At 67.6% G+C, this 26,684-nt stretch carries 27 protein-coding genes; 16 read left to right on the top strand and 11 right to left on the bottom strand.

Going from position 1 to position 26,684, the window contains the following annotated elements:
- Positions 1-47: 47 nt before the first annotated feature.
- From ACWEVR_RS16310 to ACWEVR_RS16325, 4 genes are read left to right on the top strand one after another with little or no spacing between them, the layout of a single operon-like run.
- The gene (locus ACWEVR_RS16310; RefSeq protein WP_452467577.1) at positions 48-1,475 is read left to right on the top strand and encodes a hypothetical protein; all 1,428 of its coding nucleotides are present in this window, start codon (positions 48-50) and stop codon (positions 1,473-1,475) included.
- Entirely contained in the window at positions 1,475-2,539 is a 1,065-nt protein-coding gene (locus tag ACWEVR_RS16315; RefSeq protein WP_452467578.1) for a hypothetical protein, read from the top strand. Before ACWEVR_RS16310 ends, ACWEVR_RS16315 begins: the two co-directional genes overlap by 1 nt.
- A gap of 48 nt (positions 2,540-2,587) precedes the next feature.
- Positions 2,588-4,099 carry a tetratricopeptide repeat protein gene (locus ACWEVR_RS16320; protein ID WP_452467579.1) on the top strand — a complete coding sequence of 504 codons (1,512 nt, stop codon included), beginning with the start codon at positions 2,588-2,590 and terminating at the stop codon, positions 4,097-4,099.
- Between the two features lie 26 nt (positions 4,100-4,125).
- Positions 4,126-5,343: a CHAT domain-containing protein gene (locus ACWEVR_RS16325; RefSeq protein ID WP_452467633.1), complete on the top strand. Its 1,218-nt coding sequence runs from the start codon at positions 4,126-4,128 to the stop codon at positions 5,341-5,343.
- 179 nt (positions 5,344-5,522) lie between these two features.
- On the opposite strand, the gene ACWEVR_RS16330 is transcribed toward ACWEVR_RS16325, so the two are convergent.
- The 4 genes from ACWEVR_RS16330 to ACWEVR_RS16345 all read right to left on the bottom strand — a co-directional run bounded on the left by ACWEVR_RS16330 (position 5,523) and on the right by ACWEVR_RS16345 (position 9,340).
- Positions 5,523-5,819: a hypothetical protein gene (locus ACWEVR_RS16330; RefSeq protein ID WP_067497651.1), complete on the bottom strand. Its 297-nt coding sequence runs from the start codon at positions 5,817-5,819 to the stop codon at positions 5,523-5,525.
- Positions 5,820-5,903: 84 nt separating this feature from the next.
- Positions 5,904-6,629 (bottom strand): amino acid ABC transporter ATP-binding protein, encoded by a 726-nt coding sequence (locus tag ACWEVR_RS16335; RefSeq protein ID WP_357150704.1) that lies wholly within the window; start codon positions 6,627-6,629, stop codon positions 5,904-5,906.
- A gap of 40 nt (positions 6,630-6,669) precedes the next feature.
- A complete protein-coding gene (locus ACWEVR_RS16340) occupies positions 6,670-8,466 on the bottom strand; it encodes an ABC transporter substrate-binding protein/permease (RefSeq protein ID WP_452467580.1) in 1,797 nt (598 codons plus the stop codon).
- A 79-nt stretch (positions 8,467-8,545) separates the two neighbouring features.
- Entirely contained in the window at positions 8,546-9,340 is a 795-nt protein-coding gene (locus tag ACWEVR_RS16345; RefSeq protein WP_452467581.1) for an LLM class F420-dependent oxidoreductase, read from the bottom strand.
- A 141-nt stretch (positions 9,341-9,481) separates the two neighbouring features.
- Between ACWEVR_RS16345 and ACWEVR_RS16350 the strand changes: the two genes are divergently transcribed.
- The gene (locus ACWEVR_RS16350; RefSeq protein WP_452467582.1) at positions 9,482-10,564 is read left to right on the top strand and encodes an ABC transporter ATP-binding protein; all 1,083 of its coding nucleotides are present in this window, start codon (positions 9,482-9,484) and stop codon (positions 10,562-10,564) included.
- Positions 10,565-10,617: 53 nt separating this feature from the next.
- Here ACWEVR_RS16350 and ACWEVR_RS16355 read toward each other — a convergent pair whose 3' ends face one another.
- Positions 10,618-11,142: a winged helix-turn-helix transcriptional regulator gene (locus ACWEVR_RS16355; protein ID WP_452467583.1), complete on the bottom strand. Its 525-nt coding sequence runs from the start codon at positions 11,140-11,142 to the stop codon at positions 10,618-10,620.
- Positions 11,143-11,234: 92 nt separating this feature from the next.
- Here ACWEVR_RS16355 and ACWEVR_RS16360 point away from each other — a divergent pair, with 92 nt between their 5' ends.
- The 5 genes from ACWEVR_RS16360 to ACWEVR_RS16380 all read left to right on the top strand — a co-directional run bounded on the left by ACWEVR_RS16360 (position 11,235) and on the right by ACWEVR_RS16380 (position 14,761).
- Complete coding sequence (locus tag ACWEVR_RS16360) at positions 11,235-12,404, top strand: thiolase family protein (RefSeq protein WP_452467584.1); 1,170 nt, start codon at positions 11,235-11,237, stop codon at positions 12,402-12,404.
- Between the two features lie 39 nt (positions 12,405-12,443).
- Positions 12,444-13,430, top strand: a complete 987-nt coding sequence (locus tag ACWEVR_RS16365; protein WP_452467585.1) for an o-succinylbenzoate synthase — start codon at positions 12,444-12,446, stop codon at positions 13,428-13,430.
- An 88-nt stretch (positions 13,431-13,518) separates the two neighbouring features.
- Complete coding sequence (locus ACWEVR_RS16370; protein WP_452467586.1) at positions 13,519-13,950, top strand: MarR family winged helix-turn-helix transcriptional regulator; 432 nt, start codon at positions 13,519-13,521, stop codon at positions 13,948-13,950.
- Positions 13,951-13,958: 8 nt separating this feature from the next.
- On the top strand, positions 13,959-14,381 hold the full coding sequence (locus ACWEVR_RS16375; protein WP_378670410.1) for an organic hydroperoxide resistance protein: 423 nt from the start codon (positions 13,959-13,961) through the stop codon (positions 14,379-14,381).
- Positions 14,382-14,515: 134 nt separating this feature from the next.
- Positions 14,516-14,761, top strand: coding sequence for a hypothetical protein (locus ACWEVR_RS16380; RefSeq protein ID WP_452467587.1), 246 nt, complete (start codon positions 14,516-14,518; stop codon positions 14,759-14,761).
- A gap of 6 nt (positions 14,762-14,767) precedes the next feature.
- On the opposite strand, the gene ACWEVR_RS16385 is transcribed toward ACWEVR_RS16380, so the two are convergent.
- Both ACWEVR_RS16385 and ACWEVR_RS16390 read right to left on the bottom strand, forming a co-directional pair.
- Positions 14,768-15,310, bottom strand: coding sequence for a TIGR04338 family metallohydrolase (locus tag ACWEVR_RS16385; protein WP_452467588.1), 543 nt, complete (start codon positions 15,308-15,310; stop codon positions 14,768-14,770).
- The gene (locus ACWEVR_RS16390; protein ID WP_439266103.1) at positions 15,307-16,104 is read right to left on the bottom strand and encodes a DUF2786 domain-containing protein; all 798 of its coding nucleotides are present in this window, start codon (positions 16,102-16,104) and stop codon (positions 15,307-15,309) included. The genes ACWEVR_RS16385 and ACWEVR_RS16390 overlap by 4 nt, the downstream gene beginning before the upstream one ends.
- Before the next feature lie 197 nt (positions 16,105-16,301).
- Here ACWEVR_RS16390 and ACWEVR_RS16395 point away from each other — a divergent pair, with 197 nt between their 5' ends.
- The 6 genes from ACWEVR_RS16395 (at position 16,302) to ACWEVR_RS16420 (ending at position 22,894) form a co-directional block, all read left to right on the top strand.
- On the top strand, positions 16,302-17,579 hold the full coding sequence (locus tag ACWEVR_RS16395) for an ABC transporter substrate-binding protein (RefSeq protein WP_452467589.1): 1,278 nt from the start codon (positions 16,302-16,304) through the stop codon (positions 17,577-17,579).
- A gap of 45 nt (positions 17,580-17,624) precedes the next feature.
- On the top strand, positions 17,625-18,602 hold the full coding sequence (locus tag ACWEVR_RS16400; protein WP_067643411.1) for a carbohydrate ABC transporter permease: 978 nt from the start codon (positions 17,625-17,627) through the stop codon (positions 18,600-18,602).
- Positions 18,602-19,501 (top strand): carbohydrate ABC transporter permease, encoded by a 900-nt coding sequence (locus ACWEVR_RS16405; protein WP_452467590.1) that lies wholly within the window; start codon positions 18,602-18,604, stop codon positions 19,499-19,501. The genes ACWEVR_RS16400 and ACWEVR_RS16405 overlap by 1 nt, the downstream gene beginning before the upstream one ends.
- A gap of 65 nt (positions 19,502-19,566) precedes the next feature.
- Positions 19,567-21,828 (top strand): transglycosylase domain-containing protein, encoded by a 2,262-nt coding sequence (locus tag ACWEVR_RS16410; protein ID WP_452467591.1) that lies wholly within the window; start codon positions 19,567-19,569, stop codon positions 21,826-21,828.
- A 170-nt stretch (positions 21,829-21,998) separates the two neighbouring features.
- Complete coding sequence (locus tag ACWEVR_RS16415; protein WP_452467592.1) at positions 21,999-22,466, top strand: GyrI-like domain-containing protein; 468 nt, start codon at positions 21,999-22,001, stop codon at positions 22,464-22,466.
- On the top strand, positions 22,463-22,894 hold the full coding sequence (locus ACWEVR_RS16420) for a GyrI-like domain-containing protein (protein ID WP_452467593.1): 432 nt from the start codon (positions 22,463-22,465) through the stop codon (positions 22,892-22,894). Before ACWEVR_RS16415 ends, ACWEVR_RS16420 begins: the two co-directional genes overlap by 4 nt.
- Before the next feature lie 56 nt (positions 22,895-22,950).
- Here the strand turns inward: ACWEVR_RS16420 and ACWEVR_RS16425 are convergent, their stop codons facing one another.
- The 4 genes from ACWEVR_RS16425 to ACWEVR_RS16440 form a co-directional block, all read right to left on the bottom strand.
- A complete protein-coding gene (locus tag ACWEVR_RS16425) occupies positions 22,951-24,060 on the bottom strand; it encodes an inositol-3-phosphate synthase (protein ID WP_067978279.1) in 1,110 nt (369 codons plus the stop codon).
- Complete coding sequence (locus ACWEVR_RS16430; RefSeq protein WP_067497596.1) at positions 24,053-24,610, bottom strand: PadR family transcriptional regulator; 558 nt, start codon at positions 24,608-24,610, stop codon at positions 24,053-24,055. Before ACWEVR_RS16430 ends, ACWEVR_RS16425 begins: the two co-directional genes overlap by 8 nt.
- Before the next feature lie 154 nt (positions 24,611-24,764).
- The gene (locus ACWEVR_RS16435; protein ID WP_452467594.1) at positions 24,765-25,553 is read right to left on the bottom strand and encodes a DUF1707 SHOCT-like domain-containing protein; all 789 of its coding nucleotides are present in this window, start codon (positions 25,551-25,553) and stop codon (positions 24,765-24,767) included.
- 4 nt (positions 25,554-25,557) lie between these two features.
- Positions 25,558-26,622 (bottom strand): DUF1707 SHOCT-like domain-containing protein, encoded by a 1,065-nt coding sequence (locus ACWEVR_RS16440; protein ID WP_452467595.1) that lies wholly within the window; start codon positions 26,620-26,622, stop codon positions 25,558-25,560.
- Positions 26,623-26,684 lie beyond the last annotated feature (62 nt).

The raw sequence follows: 26,684 nt of genomic DNA on the forward strand, positions 1-26,684 counted from the left end.
CAAGTTTTCTCTCGGACAGTCGGCTGACCTGCGGTTACCCTGGTCGAATGCGAAGACCCCGCGCCATGGTGCTCGACGAGGTGTGGCGCGGGCTCGACGGTGTCGACGCCTTGAGCGGACCACAGGGTGCGCCGTTGCGGCGCACCGTGAAACTGATCCTCGACCCGCTGGTCATCCGGCCGGTGCAGCATCCGCTGTGCGCGGGCAGCGTTCTCGACGCCGACGGCGTCACCTTGCTGACGTCCCTGGTACTCGCGCGTTCCGATGCGCTGCGGGCGTGCGCGAGCTGGTTCACCGTCCTCAAACAGGCGCGGCGCGCCTTACGGATCACCGAGGGCAACGCGCAGGATCTCTACTTCCAGCGATGCTTCGAGCTGGCGACTCTGCACGGCGAACCGGGAGCGGATGCCCGCGAGCTTGCCGCCGCGGTGCTGCGCGAGGTACACGAGGGAACGGGCGGGCGCACCACGACGGCGCTGAAAAACCTTGTGACCGAACCGAACCGACTTGCCGAGCTGACAGCGCTCATCGAGTCGGCTTGGCGCGCAAGACCATTGGTGAACACCGGTGCGCGCGACCTCGCCTCCGCGCTGACCGAACTACTCGACGCGAGCACTCTGGCCCGCGAGGGTGATCCCGCCGACGCCGGCCCGCTGCTCGACGAGCTGATCGAGGACAAGGTGGGCACCCACCGGGGCATCGCGCTGTGGCGCCCGCATCCCAGGTACGGTGCCGACGACCTGGGCCTGACCGCGCACGAGTGCCCACCACGCCCCGCCGTCGGCGCCACCGCCTCGACCGCCACCCTCGCGCTCCCTTTCGACCGGAGCATCTACGAACGTGTCTTCACCGTTCTGCAAGGCAGCATCGACCGGACCGATCTGCCCGACCTGCCGACGTTGGTGAGCACCGAGGTGACCCGGAGTTGTTCGCCGTGGGGATTGCTCGACGAGTCTCTTCGCGTGACAGCGGCGGCTGGTTGTGAACTGGCCCTCGGGCTTTCACCGTTGGGTGCGGCACCTCTGAGGCGGGCCCTGGTCGGGACAGAGTTGTCCGGCGCTCGTGGCGAACGTTCTACGGATGGCGGGGCTGCCCAGTACGGCTCGAAGGGGCAGTGGGCGGACGCCGGCGAGCCCGGCCGCGGGTCGCGGGCGCACGCGGTGGTGAACGCGCGTTGGCGGCGGGAAGCGTACGTCCTGCAAGCGCGGCGCTACTCGGTGCACCTCGGTGAGGCGGTGAACGGACCGCTGGCGGTGGTCGCCGCCGAACTGCAGACACCGTGGCGGCCCTATCTGCGCAGGCTGTGGGTTCGGTTGCACGGACGTGACGTTCGGGAGCTGGCGGTGTTCGATCCGGTCGAGCTGTGGGATCTGCTCGACGGGGTCGCGCGGTCGGTCATGCTCGACCATCGGACGCGAGTAAAGCAAGCGCTCACCGTGGCCATGGACGACGTCGAGGAGGCGAGGGCCAGTTGATGATTCGGCTCAGTCGCTCCGATGGTCTGCTGACCATCACTCCTGGTGAAACTCCGCTGGTCACCGACACCCTGGCTCCCTTGGATGCGATGGTTCTCGAAGTGGTTGGTGGGCACCTCAGTTGGAGCGTGCTCGATGATCGGCGGCTGCCCGCTGCTGTGCTCGACGATCCCGAAGCCGCGCAGGAGTGGCTGTGGGCGGTCTATGGGGAGAATGTCGCGATCGCAGTGGCCGACGGGGTGGACGGCGAAATCGCCACTGAAACGGTTCGGCCCGAGCTGGTTGCCGCCTTGCGTCGACTTGCTTACGCGCACTGGGCTTCTCGATGGTGGCCTGCGTCGACTGTCGACGGTATTCCAGCTCTCGACCGTCTCTTACTGGACGAGGAGATCGGGCAGCTCAGCGAGATGTGCGAAATAGCGCTCGCAGATTCGGAGTTGCCCGAGTTCACTCCAGGTGATGCCGAGGGGTTGATCTCTGAGCTGAGTTCTCGTCGAACCGCAAGTCCCGAGTCGAGCTCCCTGCGAGGCCGCCCTGTTGTCGAATCCTCCGCTCGCGCTGATGATTACGCTCTGGCGGCAGGTGGAAATCAGCCCGGTGACGGGTTGATCGTCGCACATGGGAGCGGTGACTGGGACTGGCGGCGATGCCCACCCGGGATTCTCGACGCCGGCGCCGATGCGCTGTCCTGGACGGTCTCCCGGTCCTCGGGAATTTCGACGGCACGGGTCACCGTCGTTGCTGCGCCGGACTGCCCGCTCCACGTACCCGAGCACCTTCGCCCACATGTCCGCCTCGAGGTAGACAACGGAACCGAGGCCGCCGCCGAGCTGCATCGGCGGACGGACAGCTGGTCGGCGGAGATACAGCTGGCCGAGAGCGCCGAAACCTTCACCACGCTCTCGGTTTTCGTCCCCGGTGTCGGCCCTGCGACGACATATCCCGACGAGTCGGCCATGCGTGCGCGCATCCGCGACTTCGCCCGCAACCGAGTCACCGGACAGGCGGGTGACCAGCTGTTGGCCGCCGAATCCGCAGCCGCCGAATCCGATGACGACTTCTGATGCGTGCACGGATCACCGAGCGCGCCCGGACGACAAGGAGCCGATGCGATGGCAGCGACCGGTAGAACATCGGACGGCGACGACGACCAGCTCGCCGCGGGTTACGCGGCCTACCAGCGTGGTGACGTGCTCGGGGCGCTGGAGATCTTCGAGCGCGCCGCGCAGGACGCGCCGCCCCGACTGCGCAGCGCGGCGCTGATCAATGCGGCGAGCATGGCCGACGAGCTGGGTGAACATCGGCGGTCGGTGAGTCTGATGCGGACCGCGCTTGCCGTGATGCCCACCGACGTGGCTCATCAACGACCGGCCGCCCTGGTCAATCTTTCGCAGGCCTACCAGCATCTGGGTGAGCTCGATTCCGCCCAGGAAACGCTGGAAGAGGCCCGGTCGCTGCTCGCCGACGGCACCGACCAAGGCCTGTTGCCGGTGGCGTGCCTGCTCTCGCTGACAGCGGTCGCACTGCACCGTCAGCAGTGGGCGCGTGCCAATGAGCTCGCCGCCGAGTCGCTCGAGGTGACCCGCCGGTTGGCGCCCGAGCTGATCGGTCATCCGTTGATGAATCTGGCGGCCGCGTCGTTCGAGATCGGCCGACGTGAACTGGCCGTCGACTTCGCGAAGCAGGCGCTGGCCGCGTTCGAGGCGGCGGGCGACGCCGCGGCCGTGGCCGAAACCCAGCAGAACCTGGCCATCATGTTCGTGCGGTCGGGCCGCTACGACGATGCCGAGGAACCGTTGGGAGCCAGCCAGCGATTCTTCGAGTGCGCCGAGCTAGAGCATCGCGCGGGTATAGGCGCTAAAACCTACGGCTACCTGGCCGAAAGCAGGGGTGACTTCGATACCGCGCGGGCCCGATATCGGCATGCGCTCGACTGTTTCGACAAGGCCGGTGCGGTCCTCGACGCGGCGGATGTGCGGTTGCGGCTGGCCACCGTCGCCGCCGCAGAGGACGACCTCGCCCTCGCGGAGGAACTGCTCGCGATGTCGTTCGAGGTCTACGCCGAACACGGTCTCGGAATGCACTGCGCCCAGCTCGACTACTGGCACGCCGAATTGCTGCACCGAACGATCGCGGCCGACGCTCATCCTGATCCGGTCACACTGTCGCGTGCGCTCACCCTCGCGGTCCCCGCCGCGCTGGCCATCGATGCGGTTCGCCACACTCTGCCCAACGGGAATCAGCGCGAGCACTGGCACCGCACGGTCGCCGAACCAGCCATGCGACTGGCCTTTCAGTGCGCGGCCCGCACCGGCGACGGACAATTGGTTGCCGACCTGGTCGACAGCCGTTGTGCGGGAACAGCTCTCGATGTCGAGTCGGTGATCGAACCACGCTCAGCCACCCTCGAATTCGAGCTGCTCGACCCACCGGCTTCCGACGACTCGGCCCCCGCACTACACCTGGGTACGGCCCTCGCCGACGTAGCCGCCGCAGCGGGAATCCGCGTCGCCCCACCACCACGCCTCTCTGATCGCGGTCGAATCGTGCTGTCGGACTACATCTCCCACGCCGAGCAGCGATATGGGCGTCTGATCCGCGACCACCGGGTGATCGCGCTGTGACGGAACAACCGACCGCGCTGATCCGGATGGCCGACGCGGGCGATGTGTATGTGTCCTGGCGGTGGGTCGACGACACCTCGGCGCGCGGGGTGGCGATGCTGCCGCGCGACGATGTGCGTGCGGTGTTGCGGCAGTTGGCCGCCGCGGTGCCCGATCCTGGTCGCCCGGACGAGTTGAGCCGGGTGATGACCGAGGGCGCACTGGTCGATCCCGAGGCGGAAAACGCACTGGCACAATTGTTGTCACGCGCGCTGCTGCCGTACGGGCTCGCGGTGCAGCTGTACGAGCTGTCGCAGCGGGGCATTCGGCCGCATCTGCGGATTCAGCCCTCGCCGCGGCTCGCCCAGGTTCCGTGGGAGATCATCGCGCCCGATCCGGCGATCCGGCTGCTCGATATCGCCGATGTGAGCCTGCTGGCGCCGGTGTCGGTGGTTCGGGCGCCGGATCGAATGGTGCGGCGCTGGAGCGAGACTCGGGACCTGCCGGTGGTGGCGGTGCTGGATCCGCGAGTTCCCGGTTTCCGCGCGGACTCCGAGCTCGGGTCCGTGCTCGGCCGCCCGAGTGCGGATTCCATTGTGGCGCAACATTTCAGCACCTACAGTGACCGCATCGTGCCCACGGTCGCCGATCCGGTGGAACTGTTCCGGCGCACTGATCTGGACCGCGACTGGCTGTCCGACGCACTCCGCGCGGGCGCGAGCCGGCTGATCTACGTCGGCCATGTCACCGCGCCCGCACCGGAGTCCGGGGAAAGCGAGCACGCGCAACTGCACCTGGCGTGCACCACCGACACCCGCGGCTTCGCGGCGCCGACCCGCTCACATCGCCCGCTGTCGGCCAAGGACCTGCTGCTCGGCACCTACACGCTCGACCCCGCACCGGTCCCCGGCCGCGACCTGTGGCCGATGCCGAGCCGGGTAGCGCTCATCGCCTGCGAAAGCGGTGGCGACCTGCGCTTCACCGAGGCCCTCGGCCTGACAACCGCGGCCCTGTCGGCAGGCGCCGAACTGGTGACCGCCACCCGCTGGCCACTCCCCACCGACCACGCCTTCCACACCCTCACAGCGACGACCGGCCACCCACTCCAATCCGCCATCCGAGCCGTCGACACCGCCCACAACTCCCCCACCCCGGTGACGACGCTCCTGGACTGGCAACGAACCCAGCTCGCAGCATGGCAAACCACCCCGACCCCTGAGAACTCCCCGCTCCTCTGGTCAGCCTTCGCCACTGTCACCGATTGACGAGCCTGCACAGGCCGCGACGGGCAGCCTCGACGGCGACGTCCTCGGCTCAGCCGCCCTCGCTTTCAGCGACATCCTCGAAGACCCGCAGTGGCTCCTGCTGCCCTTCGTCCTCGGCTTCTGCCTGGTCACCAGCTCCAGTGGCACGACGGCCTGCCAAGGGCCCGGGGCATGAGCGGTCAGTGGTCGTCGTAGTGCCCGTCGTGGGGTGCGTGGCGGTGACCGTCGTGGATGTAGTCGACGTGGTCGTTGTGCGGGACTGCGACGTGCCCGCAGCCGGGGCCGTGGACGTGGTCGTGGTTGGAGCAGGCGACGTGGGACGAGGGTTCGCACTCGTCGAAGTGGCCCTCGTGCTCGCGGTGTAAGTGCCCGTCGTGGACGTAGTCGACGTGGTCCTGGTGGGGGACGGCGACGTGCCCGCAGGTGGGGCCGTGAACGTGGGTGTGCTGCGGATGTTCGGCGTGCGCGGTGGTCATCTGCTCTCCTCCGGATCGAATCGAGCTTGCAACTCTTCCGACATTAGCAGTTGCGCATGCGTTGCTGCGAGCCCTTCGTGCTGGTCAGAGGACCTGATCGAGGAAGCGGCGCAGACGCGGCGTCTTGGCGTCGTCGAACAGTTCGGCGGGCGCGCCGGTCTCCACGACCTGGCCCTGGTCCATGAACACCACGCTGTCGGAGACGCTGCGCGCGAACCCCATCTCGTGGGTCACCACGATCATCGACATGCCGCCGGCGGCGAGGTCGGCCATGAGCGCGAGCACTCCCTTCACCAGCTCGGGATCGAGCGCGGAGGTTGCCTCGTCGAAGAACATCAGTTCCGGTTTCATGGCGAGGGCGCGGGCGATGGCGACGCGCTGCTGCTGCCCACCCGACAGCGATCCGGGTCGCGCGTCGGCCTTGTCGGCCAGGCCGACGATCTCGAGTTGCTCCACCGCGAGTGCTCGCGCCTGTTCAGCGGAGAGCCCGCGCAGTTTGCGCGGCCCGAGGGCGATATTGTCGGCGACCGTTTTGTGCGGGAACAGGTTGAACTGCTGGAACACCATGCCGATGCGCTGACGCAACCGGTCGGGGTTCTCGCGCAGCACCGATTCGCCGTCGAGCAGGATGTCGCCGGAATCGGGTTCGTGCAGGCGGTTGAGCACCCGCAGCAGAGTCGACTTGCCGGAACCGGACGGCCCGATGACGGTGGTGGTCCGGCCCGCGTCGACGTGGATGTCGACGCCGCGCAGGATGTGGTTGTTGCCAAGCGTCAGATGCAGGCCGGTACCGGTCAGGGATGCACTCATCGAGCTGTAACTCCTTCGCAAGCGCGGGCGGGCGTGGCGGTCATGCGCCCCGGCCTTCCGTGATGACGGCCTGTTCTAGCGGATCGACCGGGGGAACCGGTTTTCCGGTGCGCATCCGGCGGTCGATGTAGTTCACCAGGTGGGTGAGCGGGATGGTCAGCACCAGGTACATCAGACCCGCCGCGACCAGCGGGGACAGGTTGCCGGTCTGGGCGTTGAGGTCGCGGCCGACGGCGAACAGCTCGCGCTGGGAGGCGAGCAACCCGAGGAAGTAGATGAGCGAGGAATCCTTGATGAGGGCGATGAACTGGTTCATCAGCGCGGGCAGCACCCGGCGCACGCCCTGCGGGATCACGACAAGGGTCATCGCCTGGCGGTACCCGAACCCGATCGCGCGGGCCGCCTCGAGCTGACCCGGCTCCACCGACTGGATACCGGAGCGGAAGATCTCCCCGATGTACGCCGCTGCCAACAGCGCCAACGCCACCGCGCCGAGCCAGTACGGGTTGCCGCCGGTGACATTGCGAACCACCGGGCCGATTCCGAGCCCGATCAGCAGGATGATGACCACGGCGGGCAGGCCGCGGAAGATGTCGGTGTACACGCGGGCGGGCCAGCGCAACCAACGGGTGCGCGAGATACCCATCACCGCGAGCAGCATGCCCAGCACGGTGCCGAGGACACCCGAAACCACGGCCAGGATCAGCGTATTCGGCAGACCTGTCTTGATGAGGTCGGGGAAGGCCTTGGTGTAGAGCGACCAGTCGAAGAAGGTGTCCTTCAACTGCTGAATGGTCGATTTCTGCTGTGCCACTTCGGCTTCGCCTGGCTGCTTGCTCGCGGCGATGGCGGCGAAGTCCGGAAGATCCGGCGCCGGTGCGGCTTTGGAGCCCGGCTTCCAGCCCGGTGGCAGCTCGCGCGGTACCCAGTCGGCGTACAGGCGCGCGTAGGTGCCGTCGGCGATCACCGCGTCCAAGCCCGCGTTGAGGGCGTCGATGAGCGGCTGGTTGTTCTTGGCGACCGCGTAGCCGACGAAGTTGTCGAGGCTGAAGGTGTTCTCCGACACCACGATTCCGTCGCCCGGTTTGATCGCGCCCTCGGCCTGCGCCGACGGGGCGACCCAGGCGTCGACCTGGCCGGATTTGAGATTCGCGTACGCGGTGTTGTAGTCGGGGAACTTCACCGGGTCCAGGCGCAGCTGGTTCACCACGAACTCGTCCTGCACGGTGCCCTGCACCACCGCGATCCGCGAACCGGCGTTCAGGTCACCGAAACCCTTGATCGCCGAACCCTGCGGCACGACCAGCGAGAAATAGCCGAAGTCGTAGCCGTTGGTGAAGCCGACGAGTTCGCGCCTGGCATCGGTGGTGGTGATGTTGGACGAGCCGACATCGAAGCGCTTGCCCGCCACCTGGGCGAGCAGCCCGGCGAACTCGGTGCCCGAGAACTCCACCTGCAGGCCGAGTTTCGCGCCGATCTCGCGCAGCAGTTCGTTGTCGAAGCCGGTGAAGGTGCCCTGGCCGTTCACGCAGATGCTCGGCGGCGCGTCCGAGAGGGTGCCGACGCTGAGCTTGCCCGGACTGAGCAGGCCGAGCTTGCTGGTATCGATCGATTCGAGCGGCACCGTGGTCGGGGTCGTGTAGCGGTCGGTGCCCGCCGTCTCGGAGGAGGCGAGGTTGGTCGGCGCCGCCGCCGCCGCGCTCTGGCCGGGAGGCGAGCACAGGTCACCCGTCGACGTCTCGCCACCGGAGCCACCGCATCCGGTCGCGGCTACGCCGACGAGGAGCAACAGCGCGGCAATCCGCGCCCGGGTTCGCACAGCACGCACACCTGCCATGCCGATAGACCCTAATGCCCGCCCGGGTCCCCACTCGCCACCCGCGCCTGGTGTGGTGCATCCGGGCAGGTCAAAGATTTTAAGCGAGGCCTTCGAGTAATTCCGGGTTCACTTCGTCGCGCCACTCGATCGCGCGGCGCACCTCGGCGAGGTCGTAGTCGGGACCGGAGACGCCGATGGTGAACAGGCTCACACCCGCCGCGCGCAATTGTTCGGCCTGCGCCCGGCCCTGCCACTGCACCGACCGTTCGATCCGGCTCTCGTCGGTCCCGACGGCGGCCGCGTGCTCGGCCAGGATCTTGTTCTTGTGCGCCAGCGTCTCCACGTCGACGAAGGAATGCCAGATGTCGGCGTACTCGGCGACCAGACGCAGCGTTTTGCGCTCCCCGCCGCCACCGATGAGGATCGGGATATCACGCACCGGCGGTGGGCTGAGCACGCGCAGGCGGGCGGTGAGCCGGGACATGTTGTCCTTCAACAGGTTCAGCCTGCTACCGGCCGTACCGAAGTCGTACCCGTATTCGGTGTAGTCGCGCTGGAACCAGCCCGCACCGATGCCGAGGATCAACCGGCCGCCGCTGATCCGGTCGACCGTGCGCGCCATATCGGCGAGCAGATCGGGATTGCGGTAGCCACCGCCGGTGACCAGCGCACCGAACTCGACCCGCTCGGTCTGCTCGGCCCACGCGCCGAGCATGGTCCAGCATTCGAAATGCGCGCCCGCCGGATCACCGGTGAGCGGATAGAAATGATCCCAGTTGAAGACGATGTCCACCCCGGCGTCCTCGGCCCGCAACACCGCGTCACGAATCAGCCCGTAATCCGGTGCGTGCTGAGGCTGAAGCTGGACTCCGATACGAACTGGACGACTCATACCGCACTCCTCGGTACTCGGTGGGCTCCGGGACCGAGGCTACCGCAGCACGTCCGGAGCACCGGGCCGCTACGATCCGAGCCGACCCTGTTCTCGGATCGTCCGGCACGTTCCTGCCGGGATGGGAAGAATGATCTACGCATGGCTACCGTGACCTTCGAAGGCGCCACCCGGCTCTACCCCGGCGCGGGCAAACCCGCTGTCGACGCCCTCGACCTCGAAATCGCCGACGGCGAATTCCTCGTTCTCGTCGGGCCCTCCGGCTGTGGCAAGTCGACCTCGCTGCGCATGCTCGCCGGCCTCGAGGAGGTCAACGGCGGGCGCATCCTGATCGGCGACAACGACGTGACCCACGCCGAACCCAAGGATCGCGACATCGCGATGGTGTTCCAGAACTACGCGCTGTACCCGCACATGTCGGTCGCGGAGAACATGGGTTTCGCGCTCAAGCTGGCCAAGGTGTCCAAGGCCGAACGCGACGAAAGGGTGCGCGCGGCAGCCGAATTGCTCGACCTCACCGAGTACCTGGACCGCAAGCCCAAGGCGCTCTCGGGCGGTCAGCGCCAGCGCGTGGCGATGGGGCGCGCGATCGTGCGGCAGCCGCAGGTGTTCCTGATGGACGAGCCGCTGTCGAACCTCGACGCCAAGCTGCGCGTGCAGACCCGCACCCAGATCGCCCAGCTGCAGCGGCGGCTCGGGACGACGACGGTGTACGTCACCCACGACCAGGTCGAGGCCATGACCATGGGCGACCGTGTCGCCGTGCTCAAGGACGGGCTGCTGCAGCAGTGCGCGTCGCCGCGCGACCTGTACCGCGACCCGTCGAATGTGTTCGTCGCCGGGTTCATGGGCTCGCCGGCGATGAATCTGTTCACGCTGCCGGTCACCGACGGCACCGTCACCATCGGCGGTTACCCGGTGCAGGTGCCGCGCGCGGTGGTCGACGCGGGTGCGGGTTCGGTGGTGCTCGGCATCCGTCCCGAGCATCTCGAGGTCGGCGGTCAGGGGATGCAGATGGAAGTGGACGTGGTGGAGGAACTGGGTTCCGACGCCTACGTCTACGGCCGGGCACTGTCCACCGGGGCCGGCGGCACGTCCGGGGAAACCCTTGTGGCGCGGGTGGATTGGCGTAACCCACCGGCCAAGGGCGAGCGGCTTTCGCTCACCACCGATCCGGCGAACCTCTACTTCTTCAGCGCGGAGAACGGTCGGCGGCTGCGCTGATCCGCCGCTCGACGGCCTGACATGCCGACCGCATCATCGGTGCGGTCGGCATGTCAGGCACCGGTGTCGTTCGGTGGGCGGCCTGCCTTCTTGCGGGCACGCAGGTAGTCCGGGTTGACGCGAACGCTGAGCTGTTCGAGTTCGACCGGAGTACCGGTGGGGGTGGTGAGCCGAGCCCGCACCGGCTCGCCGGTTTCGGTGTCGACGCGCAGCAGTGGCGCCGGGCCCGGCTGGAGGTAGGTGTCGCCCCACTGCCACAGCGCCACGACCACCGGGAGTAGGTCCCTGCCCATCTGGGTGAGGACGTACTCGTGCCGGGTGCGCTTGCCTTCCTCCTGGTAAGGGCGCTTTTCCAGGATTCCCGCCGCGGTGAGTTTGCGGAGCTGGCTCGCGGCCGCCGCGTCGGTGATGCCGACGCGGCGGGCGAAGCCGTCGAAGCGGGTGGTGCCGTAGTAGGCCTCGCGCAGGATGAGGACGGCCGAGCGGGTGCCGATGAGCTCCATGGCTCTGGCGATCGAACAGCCTTCGGTCTCCCACCTGCTCAGATCGGCCAAGGGTCCTTCCATCACCGCTGCCATAGCCGACATCATACGCCTCTCTGACTTGAGCAGATGATAGTTAGCGTCTAGTCTGGCTATTGTCTGACATAGCCAGAGGGAAGAGGGCTCCCATGCGAGACGCGGTCATCGTCGAAGCGGTACGCACCCCCATCGGGCGGGGCAAACCCGACGGCGCACTCCACGACGTCCATCCCGTCGACCTGCTCGCGCACAGCCTGCGCGCGGTGATCGAGCGCAGCGGCATCGACCCGGCACTGGTCGACGACGTGATCGGCGGCATCGTCACCCAGGTCGGCGAGCAGGGCGTGAACATGACCCGGCGGGCCGCACTGGCCGCCGGATACCCCGAGTCGGTGCCGGCGACCACCGTCGACCGGCAGTGCGGAAGCAGCCAGCAGGCCATCCATTTCGCCGCGCAGGGCGTGATCGCGGGCGCGTACGACATCGTCGTCGCGGCGGGCGTCGAGTCCATGGGGCGAGTTCCGATGGGTTCCAGTGCGCTCGGGGCCGCCGACCTGTCCGGGGTCGCCTTCGCGCAACGGTATCCGGAGGACCTGGTCCCCCAAGGCATCAGCGCCGAGCTGATCGCCGCCAAGTGGGGGCTGAGCCGCACCCAGCTCGACGAGTTCGCGTTGAGCAGCCACGAAAAGGCCGCCCGCGCAACGAAAGACGGGCTCTTCACCGGCGAACTCGCCCCACTGAACGGGTTGACCGCCGACGAGGGCATCCGCGTCGGCTCCACACTCGAAACGCTGGCGAAGCTGAAGCCCGCCTACTACGACCCGGCCATGGCGGCGCGCTTCCCGCAGATCGGCTGGGAGATCACCGCCGCCTCCGCCAGCCAGGTCAGCGACGGCAGCTCGGCCGTGCTCATCATGTCGGGCGAGCGGGCCGAGCAGCTCGGCCTGCGCCCGCTCGCCCGGCTGCACAGCTTCGCCGTCGCGGGCGACGACCCGTTGCTCATGCTCACCGCGGTGATCCCCGCGACCGAGAAGGTGCTGCGCCGGGCGGGCCTCGACCTGTCCGACATCGACCTGATCGAGATCAACGAGGCGTTCTCGCCCGTCGTCCTGGCCTGGGCGCAGGAAACCGGCGCCGACCTGAGCAAGGTGAATGTCAACGGCGGTGCCATCGCCATCGGTCACCCGCTCGGCGCCTCCGGGGCCCGCCTGATGACAACGCTGGTCCATGCCCTGCACCAGCGTGGCGCCCGTTACGGCTTGCAGACCATGTGCGAGGCGGGTGGGCTCGCCAACGCGACCATCATCGAAAGGTTGTGAGGCTCAGCCGCGGGTAAGTGAACCTTTACGATCGGCGACGTGGACTTCGAGACCTTCGTTTATGCGATTCCGCTGCGTACGCGGTTTCGGGGGATCACCGTGCGCGAGGGGATGTTGATTCGGGGGGAAAACGGGTGGGGGGAGTTCTGCGCGTTCCCCGAGTACGACGATCGGGAGGCGGCGGGGTGGTTGGCTACCGCTGTCGAGCAGGCGACGATCGGGTGGCCCGCGCCAGTGCGTGAGCGGGTACCGGTGAATTGCATCGTGCCTGCCGTAGATCCCGAGCGTGCGGCGCGAATCGTCCGTGAATCCGGATGCGCGACAGCGAAGGTGAAGGTCGCCGATCATCCTGATTCGCTAGCCGAGGACTTGGCGCGGGTGGCGGCGGTGCGGGCGGCGCTCGGGGATTCCGGCGCCGTCCGGGTCGATGCCAATGCGGTGTGGGATGTCGAGACAGCCGTGCGGCGAATTCGGGAAATCGATTCGGCGGCGGGCGGATTGGAGTACGTCGAGCAGCCGTGCCGGAGTATCGAGGAACTCGCGGAGGTACGGGCGCGGGTTTCGGTGCCGATCGCGGCCGACGAGTCGATTCGGCGGGCGGAGGATCCGCTGCGCGTCGCGGTGGCGGGGGCGGCGGATGTGGCGGTGCTCAAATGCACGCCGCTCGGTGGGGTGCGGCGGGCGCTCGCGGTTGCCGAGGCCGCCGGACTGCCGACGGTCGTGTCGTCGGCACTGGAGACGAGTGTGGGGCTGGCAGCCCAGATCGCTCTGGCCGGGACGCTGCCGGATCTCGAATTCGCCTGCGGGCTGGGCACTCTCGCGCTGTTCGAAGGTGATCTGGTCGCGGATTCGCTGCGCCCGGTCGACGGGTGGTTGACGGTGCCGACCAGTGCGCCGGAGCCCGATCCGGTGGCGATGGATCGATACCGGCATCCGGATGCCGAGCGGGTGCGGTGGTGGCTGCGACGGTACGAGCGGGTGCGCGCGTTGCTCGAGGACACGCCGACGTCCGGCTCCGTTTCGTAGACGCCGACCATACCGGTACGACCACCGACCGGCGAGCACTCGACCTAATCAGTTGTACACAACTTAATTGTGCGCTACAGTTGCCCACATGACCGACGGACTCACCCTCGACGAGCAGCTGTGCTTCCCGCTCTACGCGGCCTCGCGAGCGATGACGGCGGTCTACCGTCCGAAACTGGAACAACTAGGACTCACCTACCCGCAATACCTGGTGATGCTGGCGCTGTGGGAACGCGACGGCCGCAGCGTCGGCGAACTCGGCAGGGCGCTCGATCTCGACTCCGGCACCCTGTCACCACTGCTCAAGCGACTGGAAGCGACCGGGTACGTGCAGCGCAGACGCGCGGCCGACGACGAACGCCGCGTCGACATCGTGCTCACCGATCACGGTCGGGCCGTCCGCGCCCGAGCTTGCGCCATCCCCACGGAAATGGCTCGAGCAGCGGGTCTGACCGGCGACGAAGCCGCCGCCCTCCGCACTCTGCTCCGCAAACTGACCGATTCCCTCATCGAGAAATGAGACTCCCCATGCAGGTTCTCTACACCGCCGAAGCCCTTGCCACCGGCGAAGGCCGCACCGGCTCCGCCCGCACCACCGACGGCAAGCTCGATGTGGTGCTCGCCCCGCCGAAAGAAATGGGCGGCGACGGCGCGGGCACCAACCCCGAGCAGCTGTTCGCGGCCGGTTACGCCGCGTGCTTCCACTCCGCGCTGCGCCTGGTCGGTAAGAAGGCAGGCGCGAATATCGCCGATTCCGCGGTGGGCGCGCAGGTTTCGATCGGCCCGAACGACAAGGGCGGCTTCCAGCTCGCCGTCACCCTCGAGGTCACCCTCCCCCACCTCACCCGCGAGGAAGCACAGCAGCTGGCCGACCAGGCGCACCAGGTGTGCCCGTACTCCAACGCGACCCGCGGCAATATCGACGTCGACGTCCAGGTGGCCGACGACTGATCGGCAATATCCGTCGAATCGAGGTCCCGGTGCTCGTGCGCCGGGGCCTCGAGGCTTATCTATAAGCGGCCCTTGAGAATTCATTAGCTCCCCTCGCGCACGATGAACTCGTAGCCGAGAACAAAGGGGAAACAATGAAGACAGCAATTGCCGCCGCGATGATCGCCGCGTTCAGCGTGATGGGGGTCGGTGTGGCCGCTGCGGTGACACCCGAGCAGACGAGTTTCGCCGCGGCGCACGGCTCGCAGGGCGGTGGTGGGCGTGGTGGTTCCACGAGCGGTTCCCCCTGCACGGACAGCAAATCCTGCACCTCTCCCGCCCCGGGCGGACAGGGGTCGGGCGGACGTGGCAGCGCCCCGGGTAGCACCGGCAACCGATAGGGCGACTCACCCGAAGCGGACTCCGCAACCGGCGAATGTCGCCCGGATCAGCAGAGCCGCTTCGGGACCGATCACGCCGTCGGCCAATTCCGCATAGCGAGTGCAGAATTCGGGTCCGTGCGACACTTCGTCGGGGGTCGGCGCCAAATGATGGGCGAGTTCGTGCAGAACAACGAGTTCGCGCAGCGCCCACGCGGTGGCGCCGGTATGGAGTGGGACGGCCAGCACGGCAGCGGCACGTTCGTAGTGTGCCGCGGCCGTGCCCGCCCGCGCACGGACCCGCACCGAAATCACCGCCCGATCCCATCGGGCTCGAACCCAATTCAACGCGAGCACCTTGTCGACATAACTCTGCACCGATTCCACCGACGCGAATCGCCGCTCGACCGGCAAGGTCACCTGCGATCCGTAGATATCGACAGTGCGATGCCCGAATTCCTCGGCGCGATCGAAGACACCGCGCACCAACTGCTCGGCGTCGTACACCCGCGCCCGCTGGGTGTCGCGTCGTGGAGCCGGACCGGAGACATCGTCGGGCTCGCGGTTCATCCCGTGAGTTCGCCGCGTGCGGCGGGTAGTTCGGTGGAGGGGCCGAGGCGGGCGTTGCGGCCCGCCCGGTCGCCCGCCTGCCTGGCCGCGGCCGAGTGGCCGGTGGAGGTCTGCGGTCCACGCCAGGTGCCGCGCGCTTCCGAGGTGGCGGTGTAGAAGTCGGTGAGGGCGAGTTCCTTGTCGCGCAGCGCGAGTGCGGTTCCGGTCGACTCGACCGCCGATTCCTCGGCGACCACCTCGGCCTTCACCTCGGCCAGTCGCGCGCCGATCCGCGCCGCGAACGCCATCTGGAAATTCAGTCGCGCTGTCACACCGGCGACGGGGGCCTGCACCTTGCGACGCACCGTGCGGCCGAACCGCTTCTCCGTGACCACCTTCACCACCGTGGCCTCGCGATACGCACCCGACTTGATGTAGTGATCCGAGGCCCGCACCATCTGCACCAGCAGACTCGCGTACAACGCCTCGCAGGCGTCGATATCGGCGTCGAAACCGTAGGCGTAGACCTGCGTGGAGGTGCGCGCGACATCGCAGCGCACATCGTTGGCCGTGGCGATGGCGACGAACAACTGCACGTACGTGCGCAGCCCTTTCCGCCCCGGCTCCCCGATCGGGATGATCCGCTGCACCGGGGTGGACCTGCGTTCACGCCTCGCCACATGCGAGCGCGCCACCGCCAGATCGATCGACGACTTCGTCGCCAGCCGTTGCGCGGCCGCGAGAAACGCCTCCGCCTCGTGCTCGTTGTCGGTGGCCTCGGCCTTGCGCAGCAAACCACCGATCCGGGACAGCATCCGGTCGGGTGCGGACGGCGTGGGGCTGGTCACGGAACGAGCCTAGGACACCGCACCGACACCGGCCGCACACCGAACTGACCGCAAAGTAGCCGAAGTGACGGGACGATCGGACGCGGCGGGCCACACCATGTATGTTTGCCCCTGCACCGACGCACTGTGCTGCTGCTCACTGTCTCGACCCTGGAGTGTCTGCGATGGCCTTGAAGTTTGTCCCCAGAGCGACGATGGCTGCTGCCTCGATTGCGTTGCTTACCGCATCGTTCGCCAGCGCCTGCTCGAGTGACAACGGCGGCAACGCCCTCGACCAGAACCTGACCGGGCGTGGACCGATCACCTACGTCGAGGGTAAGGACGTCTCCGAGACCGGCATGGTCAAGCAGCTCATCGACCGCTGGAACGCCGCGCACCCGAACGAGCAGGTGACGTTCAAGGAGCAGTCGGCCGACGCCGACCAGCAGCGCGACGACATGGCCGAGCACTTCCGCTCCAAGCAGGACGGCTACGACGTGGTCGCCCTCGACGTGCCCTACACCGCGGAGTTCGCCGCCAAGGGCTGGATCCAGCCGCTCGAAGGCAGCTTCGCCATCGACACCGCGCCGCTGCTGGCGCCGACCGTTGCCAGCGCCACCTACAACGGCAAGCTGTACGCCGCCCCGCGCAACACCAACGGCGGCCTGCTGTACTACCGCAAGGACCTGGTGCCCAACCCGCCGCGCACCTGGTCGGAGATGCTCAGCCAGTGCCAGATCGCGCGCGACAACAACATCGGCTGCTACGCCGGTCAGCTGTTCCCCTACGAGGGCCTGACCGTGAACACCTCCGAGGTCATCAACGCCTACGGCGGCAGCTTCGTCGGCGCCGACGGCAAGACCCCCACCGTGAACAGCCCCGAATCCAAAGAGGGCCTGAAGGTTCTGGTCGACGCCTACCAGCGCGGCGACATCCCCAAAGAGGCCATCAGCTTCAAGGAAGGTGAGAGCGCGAACGCGTTCGAGTCGGGCAAGCTGCTGTTCCTGCGCACCTGGCCGTACCTGTACGGCCAGGCCAACGGCGAGGGTTCGATGGTGAAGGACCGCTTCGGCGTGGCACCGCTGCCCGGCAAGACCGATGTCGGCGCCTCGACCCTCGGCGGCTACAACGTCGCGATCAGCGCGTTCTCCAAGAACAAGGCCACCGCCGCCGACTTCGTTCGCTTCATGGTCAGCGAAGAGGCACAGCAGATCGTCGCCCAGGGCGCCTTCCCGCCGGTGCGTACCTCGCTCTACGACGACCCGGCCCTGATCGCGAAGATGCCGTACCTGCCCGCACTGAAGGAGTCGATCGCCAACGCGGTGCCGCGACCGGTCTCGCCGTTCTACGAGGCGGTGTCAAAGGCCATCCAGGACAACGCATATGCTGCCCTGAACGGCACGAAGTCCGTCGACGACGCAGTCGCAGGCATGCAAAAGGGCATCGAGACCGCTGGTTCGTAGCGGTACGCGCAGCGGACCCGACCAGACCGTAGGAGAGTAGAAACGGTGTCGGATCCTTCGGGAGCCAAGCAGCGCGGGCTAGCGCTGCAACTGAGGCAATCACGGCGGGCGTGGCTGTTCGTGACGCCGGTGATGGTGGCGCTGGCCGTGGTCATCGGTTATCCGGTGTTCCAGGCGCTGTGGATGTCGTTCCGCAAGGACGCAGGCATCGACCCCGCCACCGGCATGTTCGTCGAGGGCGGCAGCGCGGGTTTCGACAACTACACCCATTGGCTACTGCAGCAATGCAATTCGCTGATGGGTACGGTGTCGTGCCCGACCGGCACACTCGGGTCGCAGTTCTGGGCGGCGGTCGGGGTCACCCTGTTCTTCACCGTGGTGACCGTGACGATCGAGGCGACCCTCGGCCTCGGCATGGCCATCGTGATGGGCAAGACCTTCCGTGGCCGGGCGCTGTTGCGGGCCGCGGTACTGATCCCGTGGGCCATCCCCACCGCTGTCACCGCGCGGCTGTGGGAGTTCATGTTCCAGTACGACGGCGTGGTGAACCGGGTGCTCGGCACCGAGATCCTGTGGACCTCGGATGTGTGGGCCTCGCGGTTCGCGGTGATCGTGGCCGACGTGTGGAAGACCACCCCGTTCATGGCGCTGCTGATCCTGGCCGGGCTGCAAGTGATCCCGAACGACGTGTACGAGGCGGCCAAGGTCGACGGCGCCTCGGCCTGGCAGCGGTTCGTGCACATCACGCTGCCGCTGCTCAAGCCCGCACTGCTGGTCGCGGTGCTGTTCCGCACCATGGACGCGCTGCGCATGTACGACCTGCCCGCGATCATGACCGGCGCGAACCCGGCCACCAGCACCCTGTCGATCCTGGTGGTCGACCAGGTGCGCCAAGGTCCCAACAGCGCGGCCGCCCTGTCGACGATCACCTTCGTGCTGGTGTTCGCGATCGCGTTCCTGCTGGTGAAGGTGTTGGGCGCCAACGCCGTTCGCACGCAGGAAGAGCAGCGGAAGGCGAACTGATGAGCATCTCGATGACCAAAGAGCCCACCGTCGAACGCGAACCTGTTGCGACACAGCCGGTTTCGTGGCGCAAACGGCTCGGAACAGTTCGCCTGTACCTCGGTGTGGCGATCGTGCTCGTGTGGGGGCTCGGACCGTTCTACTGGATGGCCGTTGTCGCGTTCCGCGACCCGGCCCACACCTTCGACAGCACGCCGTGGCCGACCCACGTGACGCTGGAGAACTTCCGCAACGCCTTCGACACCAGCCGCGGCAACGACTTCGGCAAGGCGCTGCTCAACAGCGTGATCATCGGCTCGGTGACGACGGTGGTCGCGTTGTTGCTCGGCGTGCTCGCCGCGTACGCGCTCGCCCGGATGACCTTCGCGGGCAAGTACCTGGTTTCGGGGCTGATCCTGTCGGCGTCGATGTTCCCTGCCGTCGTGCTGGTGACGCCGCTGTTCCAGCTGTTCACCGACCTCGGCTGGATCGGCCAGTACCAGGCGATGATCATCCCGAACATCTCGTTCGTACTGCCGATGACGGTGTACATCCTGGCGTCGTTCTTCGCCGAATTGCCCTGGGAGCTGGAAGAAGCCGCGCGCATCGACGGTGCGAGCAAGCTGCAGGCGTTCCGGTTGGTCATGCTGCCGCTTGCGGCGCCCGCGGTGTTCACCACCGCGATCCTGGCGTTCATCGCCTCGGTCAACGAATATCTGCTCGCCCGGTTGCTCTCCGGTGAGCAGACCAAGCCCGTGACGGTCGCCATCGCGAGCTTCTCCGGCAACGACCCGCTGGTCCAGCCGTACGCGGCGATCATGGCGGCCGGTGTGATCGTCACCGTGCCGCTGGTGATCATGGTGCTGATCTTCCAGCGCCGCATCATCTCCGGCCTCACCGCGGGCGGCGTGAAGAGCTGACGGGCGTGCTCCTCCCGGGTTATGCCGGTGCAGGCGGGTAAAGTCGCCTGCACCGACGGGAGGAGATGGTCGTGGCCGGCAGGCGCGGGCGTTCCGACGAGGACGTGCCGTATACGTCGATCGCAGGCTTCCGGGATCCTCTGCGCGAGCAGCAGCCGCGCAAGGGTGCGGCCCGGCGAGCCCAGGCTGCCCGGCTGGCGGGCGACGACGACCCGGAACCCCGCCAGCCACGCACCAGGGCGCAGCGGATCCGGCGGCTGGTCTTCGCGCTGTTCGTGATCTTCGTGTGTGTGCCCGCGCTGCTGTTCTTCGCGGTGTACTGGAGCTCGGAGATCCCCGAACCGGGCGAGGTGGCCGTCGAGCAACCGGCGACGGTGCTGGCCGCCGACGGCACAACGGTGCTGGCGAAAATCATTCCGCCGCAAGGCAACCGGATCCCGATCCCGCTGACCGAGGTGCCCATGCACGTGCGGGAGGCGGTGCTCGCGGCCGAGGACCGCACCTTCTACACCAACGCCGGTTACTCCACGAGCGGGTTCCTGCGCGCGGCACGGGACAACCTGGCCGGGCACGACAACGCCGGTGGCGGGTCGACGATCACCCAGCAGTACGTGAAGAACGCCTTCCTGAGCTCCGAACGCACCGTCACCCGCAAGATGCGCGAGCTCATCATCGCGGCGAAGATGTCGCGGCAGTGGAGCAAGGACGAGATCCTCGCCGCGTACCTGAACACCATCTACTACGGTCGCGGCGCCTACGGCATCGCGGCGGCGGCCAAGGCGTACTTCGGTAAGCCGGTGCCGGAACTGACACTGGCCGAAGGCGCGGTGCTGGCCGCGGTGATCCGTTCCCCCTCGGTGCTCGACCCGGAAACCCACTTCGACCAGTTGCGGGCCCGCTGGCAGTACGTGCTCGACGGGATGGTCGAGATGCGCGTACTCGCTCCGGGCGACCGTGACGCGACGGTGTTCCCCCCGATCCTCGCCCTCGACGACGTGGCGACCGAACCCGAGGCATCGGGGCCCGAGGGCCACATCCGCACCATGGTGCTGCGGGAACTGCGCGCCGCCGGGCTCACCGACGCCGACATCAATACCGGCGCCCTGCAGATCACCACGACCATCGATCCGGTCGCGCAGGCGGGCGCCGTCGACAGCGTGCGCGCTCGATCCTCTTGGCAGCCACCGGAATTGCGGGCGGCCGTAGTGTCGATCGACCCGCGAAGCGGTGCGGTGCGCGCCTACTACGGCGGCGAGGACGGCACCGGCTTCGACTTCGCCCAGGCACCGCTGCAAACCGGTTCGGCCTTCAAGGTTTTCGCGCTCGTCGCCGCCCAGATGCAGGGCATCCCGGTGACGCGGGCGATCGACAGTTCGCCCATCACCGATCGTGGTACGACCATCAAGAATGTGGACGGCGACTCGTGTGGACGGTGTTCGCTGGCCGAGGCGCTGAAACGCTCCCTCAACACCAGTTTCTACCGGCTCACCATGACGATGGCCGACGGTCCACGCTCGGTGGCCCAGGCGGCGCATCTCGCGGGCATCCCCGAGCACATTCCGGGGGTCGAGGGCGAGACGCTCACCGAGAACGGCGAGCCACCGCTCAACGGAATCGTGTTGGGGCAGTACCAGGTTCGGCCGATCGATATGGCGTCGGCGTATGCCACGCTCGCCGCGTCGGGGGTGTACCGGCAGCCGTACTTCGTGCAGCGAGTGACCACCGGCAACGGTCAGGTGCTGCTCGATCGCGGTCCGCCGGAAACCCGCAGGGGCAAACAACTTCCGGAGCCGGAGCAGCGCATCAGCCCGGCCATCGCCGACGCGACCACGCGGGCGATGGAGCCGATCGCCAACTACTCCAACGGCCACGGCCTGGCCGGGGGCAGGCCGTCGGCGAGCAAGACGGGGACGACCCAGTTGGGCGAGACCGGGGCCAACAAGGACGCCTGGATGGTCGGGTACACGCCGTCGCTGTCGACGGCGGTGTGGGTGGGCACGGAGCATCCGCAGCCATTGCGCGACGGACGCGGCAACCCGATCTGGGGTTCGGGGCTGCCCGCCGACATCTGGAAGCAGACGATGGACACCGCGCTCGCCGGTTCGCCTGCGGAGGAATTCCCGACTCCGCCGCTGGGCGGCAGCGGGTCACTGGTACCTGCTCCGCCGCCCTCGTCCGGTGGCGGCGGTGGTGGTGGCTTCGACATCCTCAACCCACCGAGCGACACACCACGCAATCCGGCGCCGATCATCATCATCCCGCCCGCTCCGAGCCCGAGTACACCCGGCGAATGGTTCCCCGGACTCGGTGGTGATGCACCGCGATAGATCACGGATTGGACAGGCGTGACCACACATCTGCACGAACATGGCAACATCGTTGGCCAGTGCGCATCCGGAGATCGGGCGCCGGCGGAATCCCGGCGCGGAACCTGTCGTATCCATGCGGGAAGATGTGCGCTCGAGCGACGACGAGACTAGACATAGGGGCTACGCAGGTGGATTTCAATGTCGTTGACCGTCCCGAGATGCTGATCGCGGGCACTGTGCTGCGCAGTCCGGCGCTCGCTGTGGAGGGGCCACGACGCGCCAAAGTGGTGGAAGCGTGGCAGCGGCTGCGGGCACGACAGGACTTACCCGGACCGTTCGCGACGGGGTACGTCGACTTCGCGCCCGAGATCAACTCCTATCTCACCCACATCGTCGGCTACGAGTGCAAAACCCTGGCCGACCTGCAGGTGGGTGACGTGCTCGCCCGCATTCCGGCGGGCCGTTACGCGCGGTTCGTGGCGCACGGTGACGAGATCGGCGACACCATCGTCGCCCTGTGGCGGCAGGTGTGGGACGCCGAGGCCGCGGGTGAGTTCGTGCGCGCCTACACCGGCGACTGTGAGCAGTACCCCGACGAACGCACCGTCGAGATCTTCGTTTCCTTGACCGACGCGCAGAGCGGGGACAGCCGATGACCGCCGACTTCGAGATCGTCACCCTGGACAACAGCCTGATCGCCGGACTCACCGTCCCGCTGGCCGGTCGCGAGGTCACCGCCCGCGATCTCGACCTGGTGAACTTCACCTGGGACCGCTACCTGTCCCGCGAGAAGCCGGTCACCCGGACCGCCGCCTACATCGGCCAGAACGACCACGCGGTAGCCGTCCTCGGCTACGAGGTGGCCGGCCTCGACGACGTGGACGAAGGCGACGTCCTGACCCGCATCCCCGCGGGCCGCTACGCCAAATTCGTCGTCTCCGACAAGCCCTACGACCTGCTGCGCACCGCCTGGGCCCAGGTGATCAAGGCCGAGAACGCCGGAACCATCACCCGCTCCCACACCGCGGAACTGGAGCGCTACACCGGGCCCACCTCGGTCGAGGTGTACGTCTCCCTGGATTGAGTCCCACGAAAAAGGCCGGGCACACCATCGGGTGCCCGGCCTTATTCGTTCAGTGACTAGTCGGCACCGATGATGAACGCCTCGAGCTGAGTGCGCGCGACGTCGTCGGCGATCTGCTCCGGCGGGGACTTCATCAGGTAGGCCGAGGCCGGGATGACGGGTCCGCCGATGCCGCGGTCCTTGGCGATCTTGGCCGCGCGGACGGCGTCGATGATGATGCCCGCCGAGTTCGGCGAGTCCCACACCTCGAGCTTGTACTCCAGGTTCAGCGGGGCGTCACCGAAGGCGCGGCCCTCGAGGCGGACGTAGGCCCACTTGCGGTCGTCGAGCCACTCCACGTAGTCCGAGGGACCGATGTGGACGTTGCGGTCGTGCACCTTGCCTGCCAGCGAACCGGTGAGGTTCGAGGTGACGGCCTGGGTCTTGGACACCTTCTTCGACTCCAGGCGATCACGCTCGAGCATGTTCTTGAAGTCCATGTTGCCGCCGACGTTGAGCTGGTAGGTGCGGTCGAGCACCACGCCGCGGTCCTCGAACAGCTTGGCCATCACGCGGTGGGTGATGGTCGCGCCGACCTGGGACTTGATGTCGTCACCGACGATCGGCACACCGGCGTCGGTGAACTTCTTGGCCCACACCGGGTCGGAGGCGATGAACACCGGCAGCGCGTTGACGAACGCGACATTCGCGTCGATGGCGCACTGGGCGTAGAACTTGTCGGCCTCTTCGGAGCCGACCGGCAGGTAGGAGACCAGGACGTCGACCTTGGCATCCTTCAAGGCCTTGACCACGTCGACCGCCGGAGCCTCGGACTGCTCGATGGTCTGCGCGTAGTACTTGCCGATGCCGTCGAGGGTCGGGCCACGCAGGACCGTCACGTCGGTGGGCGGCACGTCGGAGATCTTGATGGTGTTGTTCTCGCTGGCGAAGATGGCCTCGGCCAGGTCGAAACCGACCTTCTTGGCGTCGACGTCGAACGCGGCGACGAACTTCACGTCCTTGACGTGATAGGGACCGAACTTGACGTGCATGAGGCCGGGAACGGTCGCGCTCTCGTCGGCATCCTTGTAGTACTGCACGCCCTGCACCAGCGACGATGCGCAGTTGCCCACACCGACGATCGCGACGCGTACTTCGCCGGATCCAACCTTGTTGACATCACTCATGGCCGCTCTTTCCCTCTTTCTGTGGTGCCGCCTTCGTCGATTGCTCCGCCGCAATCAACTCGTTGAGCCAGCGCACTTCGCGCTCGCTTGATTCCAATCCGAGCTGGTGGAGCTGGCGGGTGTAGCGATCCAGCGAGCCACTGGCCTTCTTGATCGCTTCCCGCAGACCCTCTCGGCGCTCCTCGACCTGGCGTCGCCTGCCCTCCAGGATCCGCATCCTCGCCTCGGCGGGAGTGCGGCTGAAAAAGGCCAGATGAACACCGAAGCCGTCATCGGTGTAGTTCTGCGGACCGGTATCGGCGAGGAGTTCTTTGAACCGTTCCCGCCCGACCGGCGTGAGCCGGTAGACGCGGCGCGCACGGCGCGCGGTCGCGCCCTCCGGTATCTCCTCGGCGATCAACCCGTCGGCCTGCATCCGGCGCAGCGTCGGGTAGAGCGAACCGTAGGAGAAGGCCCGGAACGCCCCGAGCAGGCCCGTCAACCGCTTGCGCAGCTCGTAACCGTGCATGGGCGCGTCGAGGAGCAGGCCGAGAATCGCCAACTCGAGCATGCCGACCTCACTCCCTGACTATGACGGCCTGACAGGCCGAACGGACCTAACCGATGGATGCGACTTCCCACTATATCGGAGCGATACATCAGGGTGCAGTCGTATCCCTCACACGGGTGGGGGACCGACCGTCGGGGCCGAGCGGATCAGCAGGTCAGGAGTCTGCCGGGTACACCGCGATAGGTTCGCCGCTGAGCCGGATCTTCAGATATCCGCTCTGCTCGGCCTCGTTCTTGACGTAGATGCTGATTTCCGGCTCGGCATCTTTGGCGCCACCCGGTGGAAACCGGACGAGCACGTGCGACACCCAGCCACCGGGCACGCGGGTGGTCTGCGGGGCGCCTGACATCAGGCGCGCGTACTTCGCCGGGTCGACCGTGGCCAGGTCGAACGAGCGGGTGCCCGGCGGTCGCGAACCGGACGAACCCCACCGGTCGAAATCGCCGCGATATTGCAGCTCGTCCTGCTTGCCCGGCTTCCCGGAATCGCGCTCGACCAGCGCGTACTCCGGATAGAGCGTCAACTCGTCGGCGAGCGCGCTTCCGTATTCGGCGCGGTAGTCGGCGAGGAAATGGGCGAAGCCGTTGCCGGTGGTGAGATCGGGCAGCGGCGGCGCGAGGACGGTGCTGCGGCCGAGCAGACCGGCACCTGCGCCGACCAGGCCGGCGAGGACGACCGCGCCCACCGGGAGCCACCAGCGGCGCGGGGCGCGGGGTACACCGCGCGCGACCGGGGTGGCGGCCAGCCCGTCGGGGATCTGCAGGTCGTCGACGAGGCGGTCGAGGTCGCCGAAGGTCTCGGCGCGCATGGCGGTGGCGGTGCGCTTGCCGTGCTCGGCCTCGGTGAGCTGGCCGTCGGCCAGGGCGGCGTCGAGCAGGGCGCACACGTCGGCGCGGTCGGCGTCACGGGCCCGCAGGTTCTTCGCCGGGGAGGTGGTCTTCATGGCGTCATCTTTCGTACGGGTAGGTCTTCAGCACTTCGCCCGAGAGCGCGAGGACCAGATGCGCGGACTGGGAGACCTCGTTGCGCACGTAGACGGTGATCGAGGGCCTGCCGACCCAGGTGTCGTTGGCGATCCGGTAGTGGGTGACCACGCCGTCGCGGACACCGAGGGTGGCGGCGGCGGTGTTCAGCACCGCGGCGAGGGCGTCGGTGTTCACCTGGGCCAGGTCGATGTCGACCGCCTTGCGGTCACGGGTGGTGACCTGCGAATTCGAGCGTTCGAAACCGCCGCGATAGGTGTAGCTCACGGTCCAGTCGCCGTTGTCGGGTGCGCGGCGGACCGCCGAGGCGTGCTCGTCGTGCAGCACTGCCTCGTCGACGACGGCGTCGCCGAACTTGATGCGGTAGTCGTCGCGGAACTGTACGAACCCGGCGACGGTGTTGAGGTTCGGGGTGGGGATCACCAGGGGCGGCGCCGCGTCGTAGTCGACCGACGCGGCGGTTTCCTTCGCGGCCGGTTCGTCGTCCCGGATCGTCCAGGCGAAGCCGCCGACCGCCGCGAGCACGACGGCCGCGATCGTCACGATGCGGAAGGTGTTGCGCGCCTTGGGTTTAACCGGTGGCGCCGGGCGCTGCTGCAGCTCGGCGACGAGGGTGGTCAGCTCACCGAGCGTGCGCGCTTCGGCGGCCAACTCGGTCATCGCTGTGTGCTCCTCGGCATCGAGCTGACCGTCGGCGCGGGCGGTGTCGAGGGCGGCGATCGTGCGTGCCCGGTCGTCGTCGCGCGCCTTGGTCCTGGCCGGGTACTCGCCGGAATGCTTGCGGCCGAAGCGCTTCCGTTCGGTGGTCGGACCGAAGACCGCCGGCGACTGCAGATCGGCGGTCAGACCACGCAATTCACCGAGTGTGCGCGCCGAACCGGCCCGTTTCACCCGGTCGTGGTACTCCTGAGCACCGAGCTGGCCCTCCGCGTAGGCCGCGTCAAGCACGGTCGACACCTCGGCGCGATCGATATCACGCGCCCTTGTCCGGGGATCGGCGACGGAGCGCGCCTGTGGAGAATCTGCCATCTACTTGCCATGCCTCACCTGCGAAAAGACCCGGAAAGTACCCGGTATCGGGAGTCTAAGGC

This window comes from Nocardia sp. NPDC003979, from assembly GCF_053605015.1.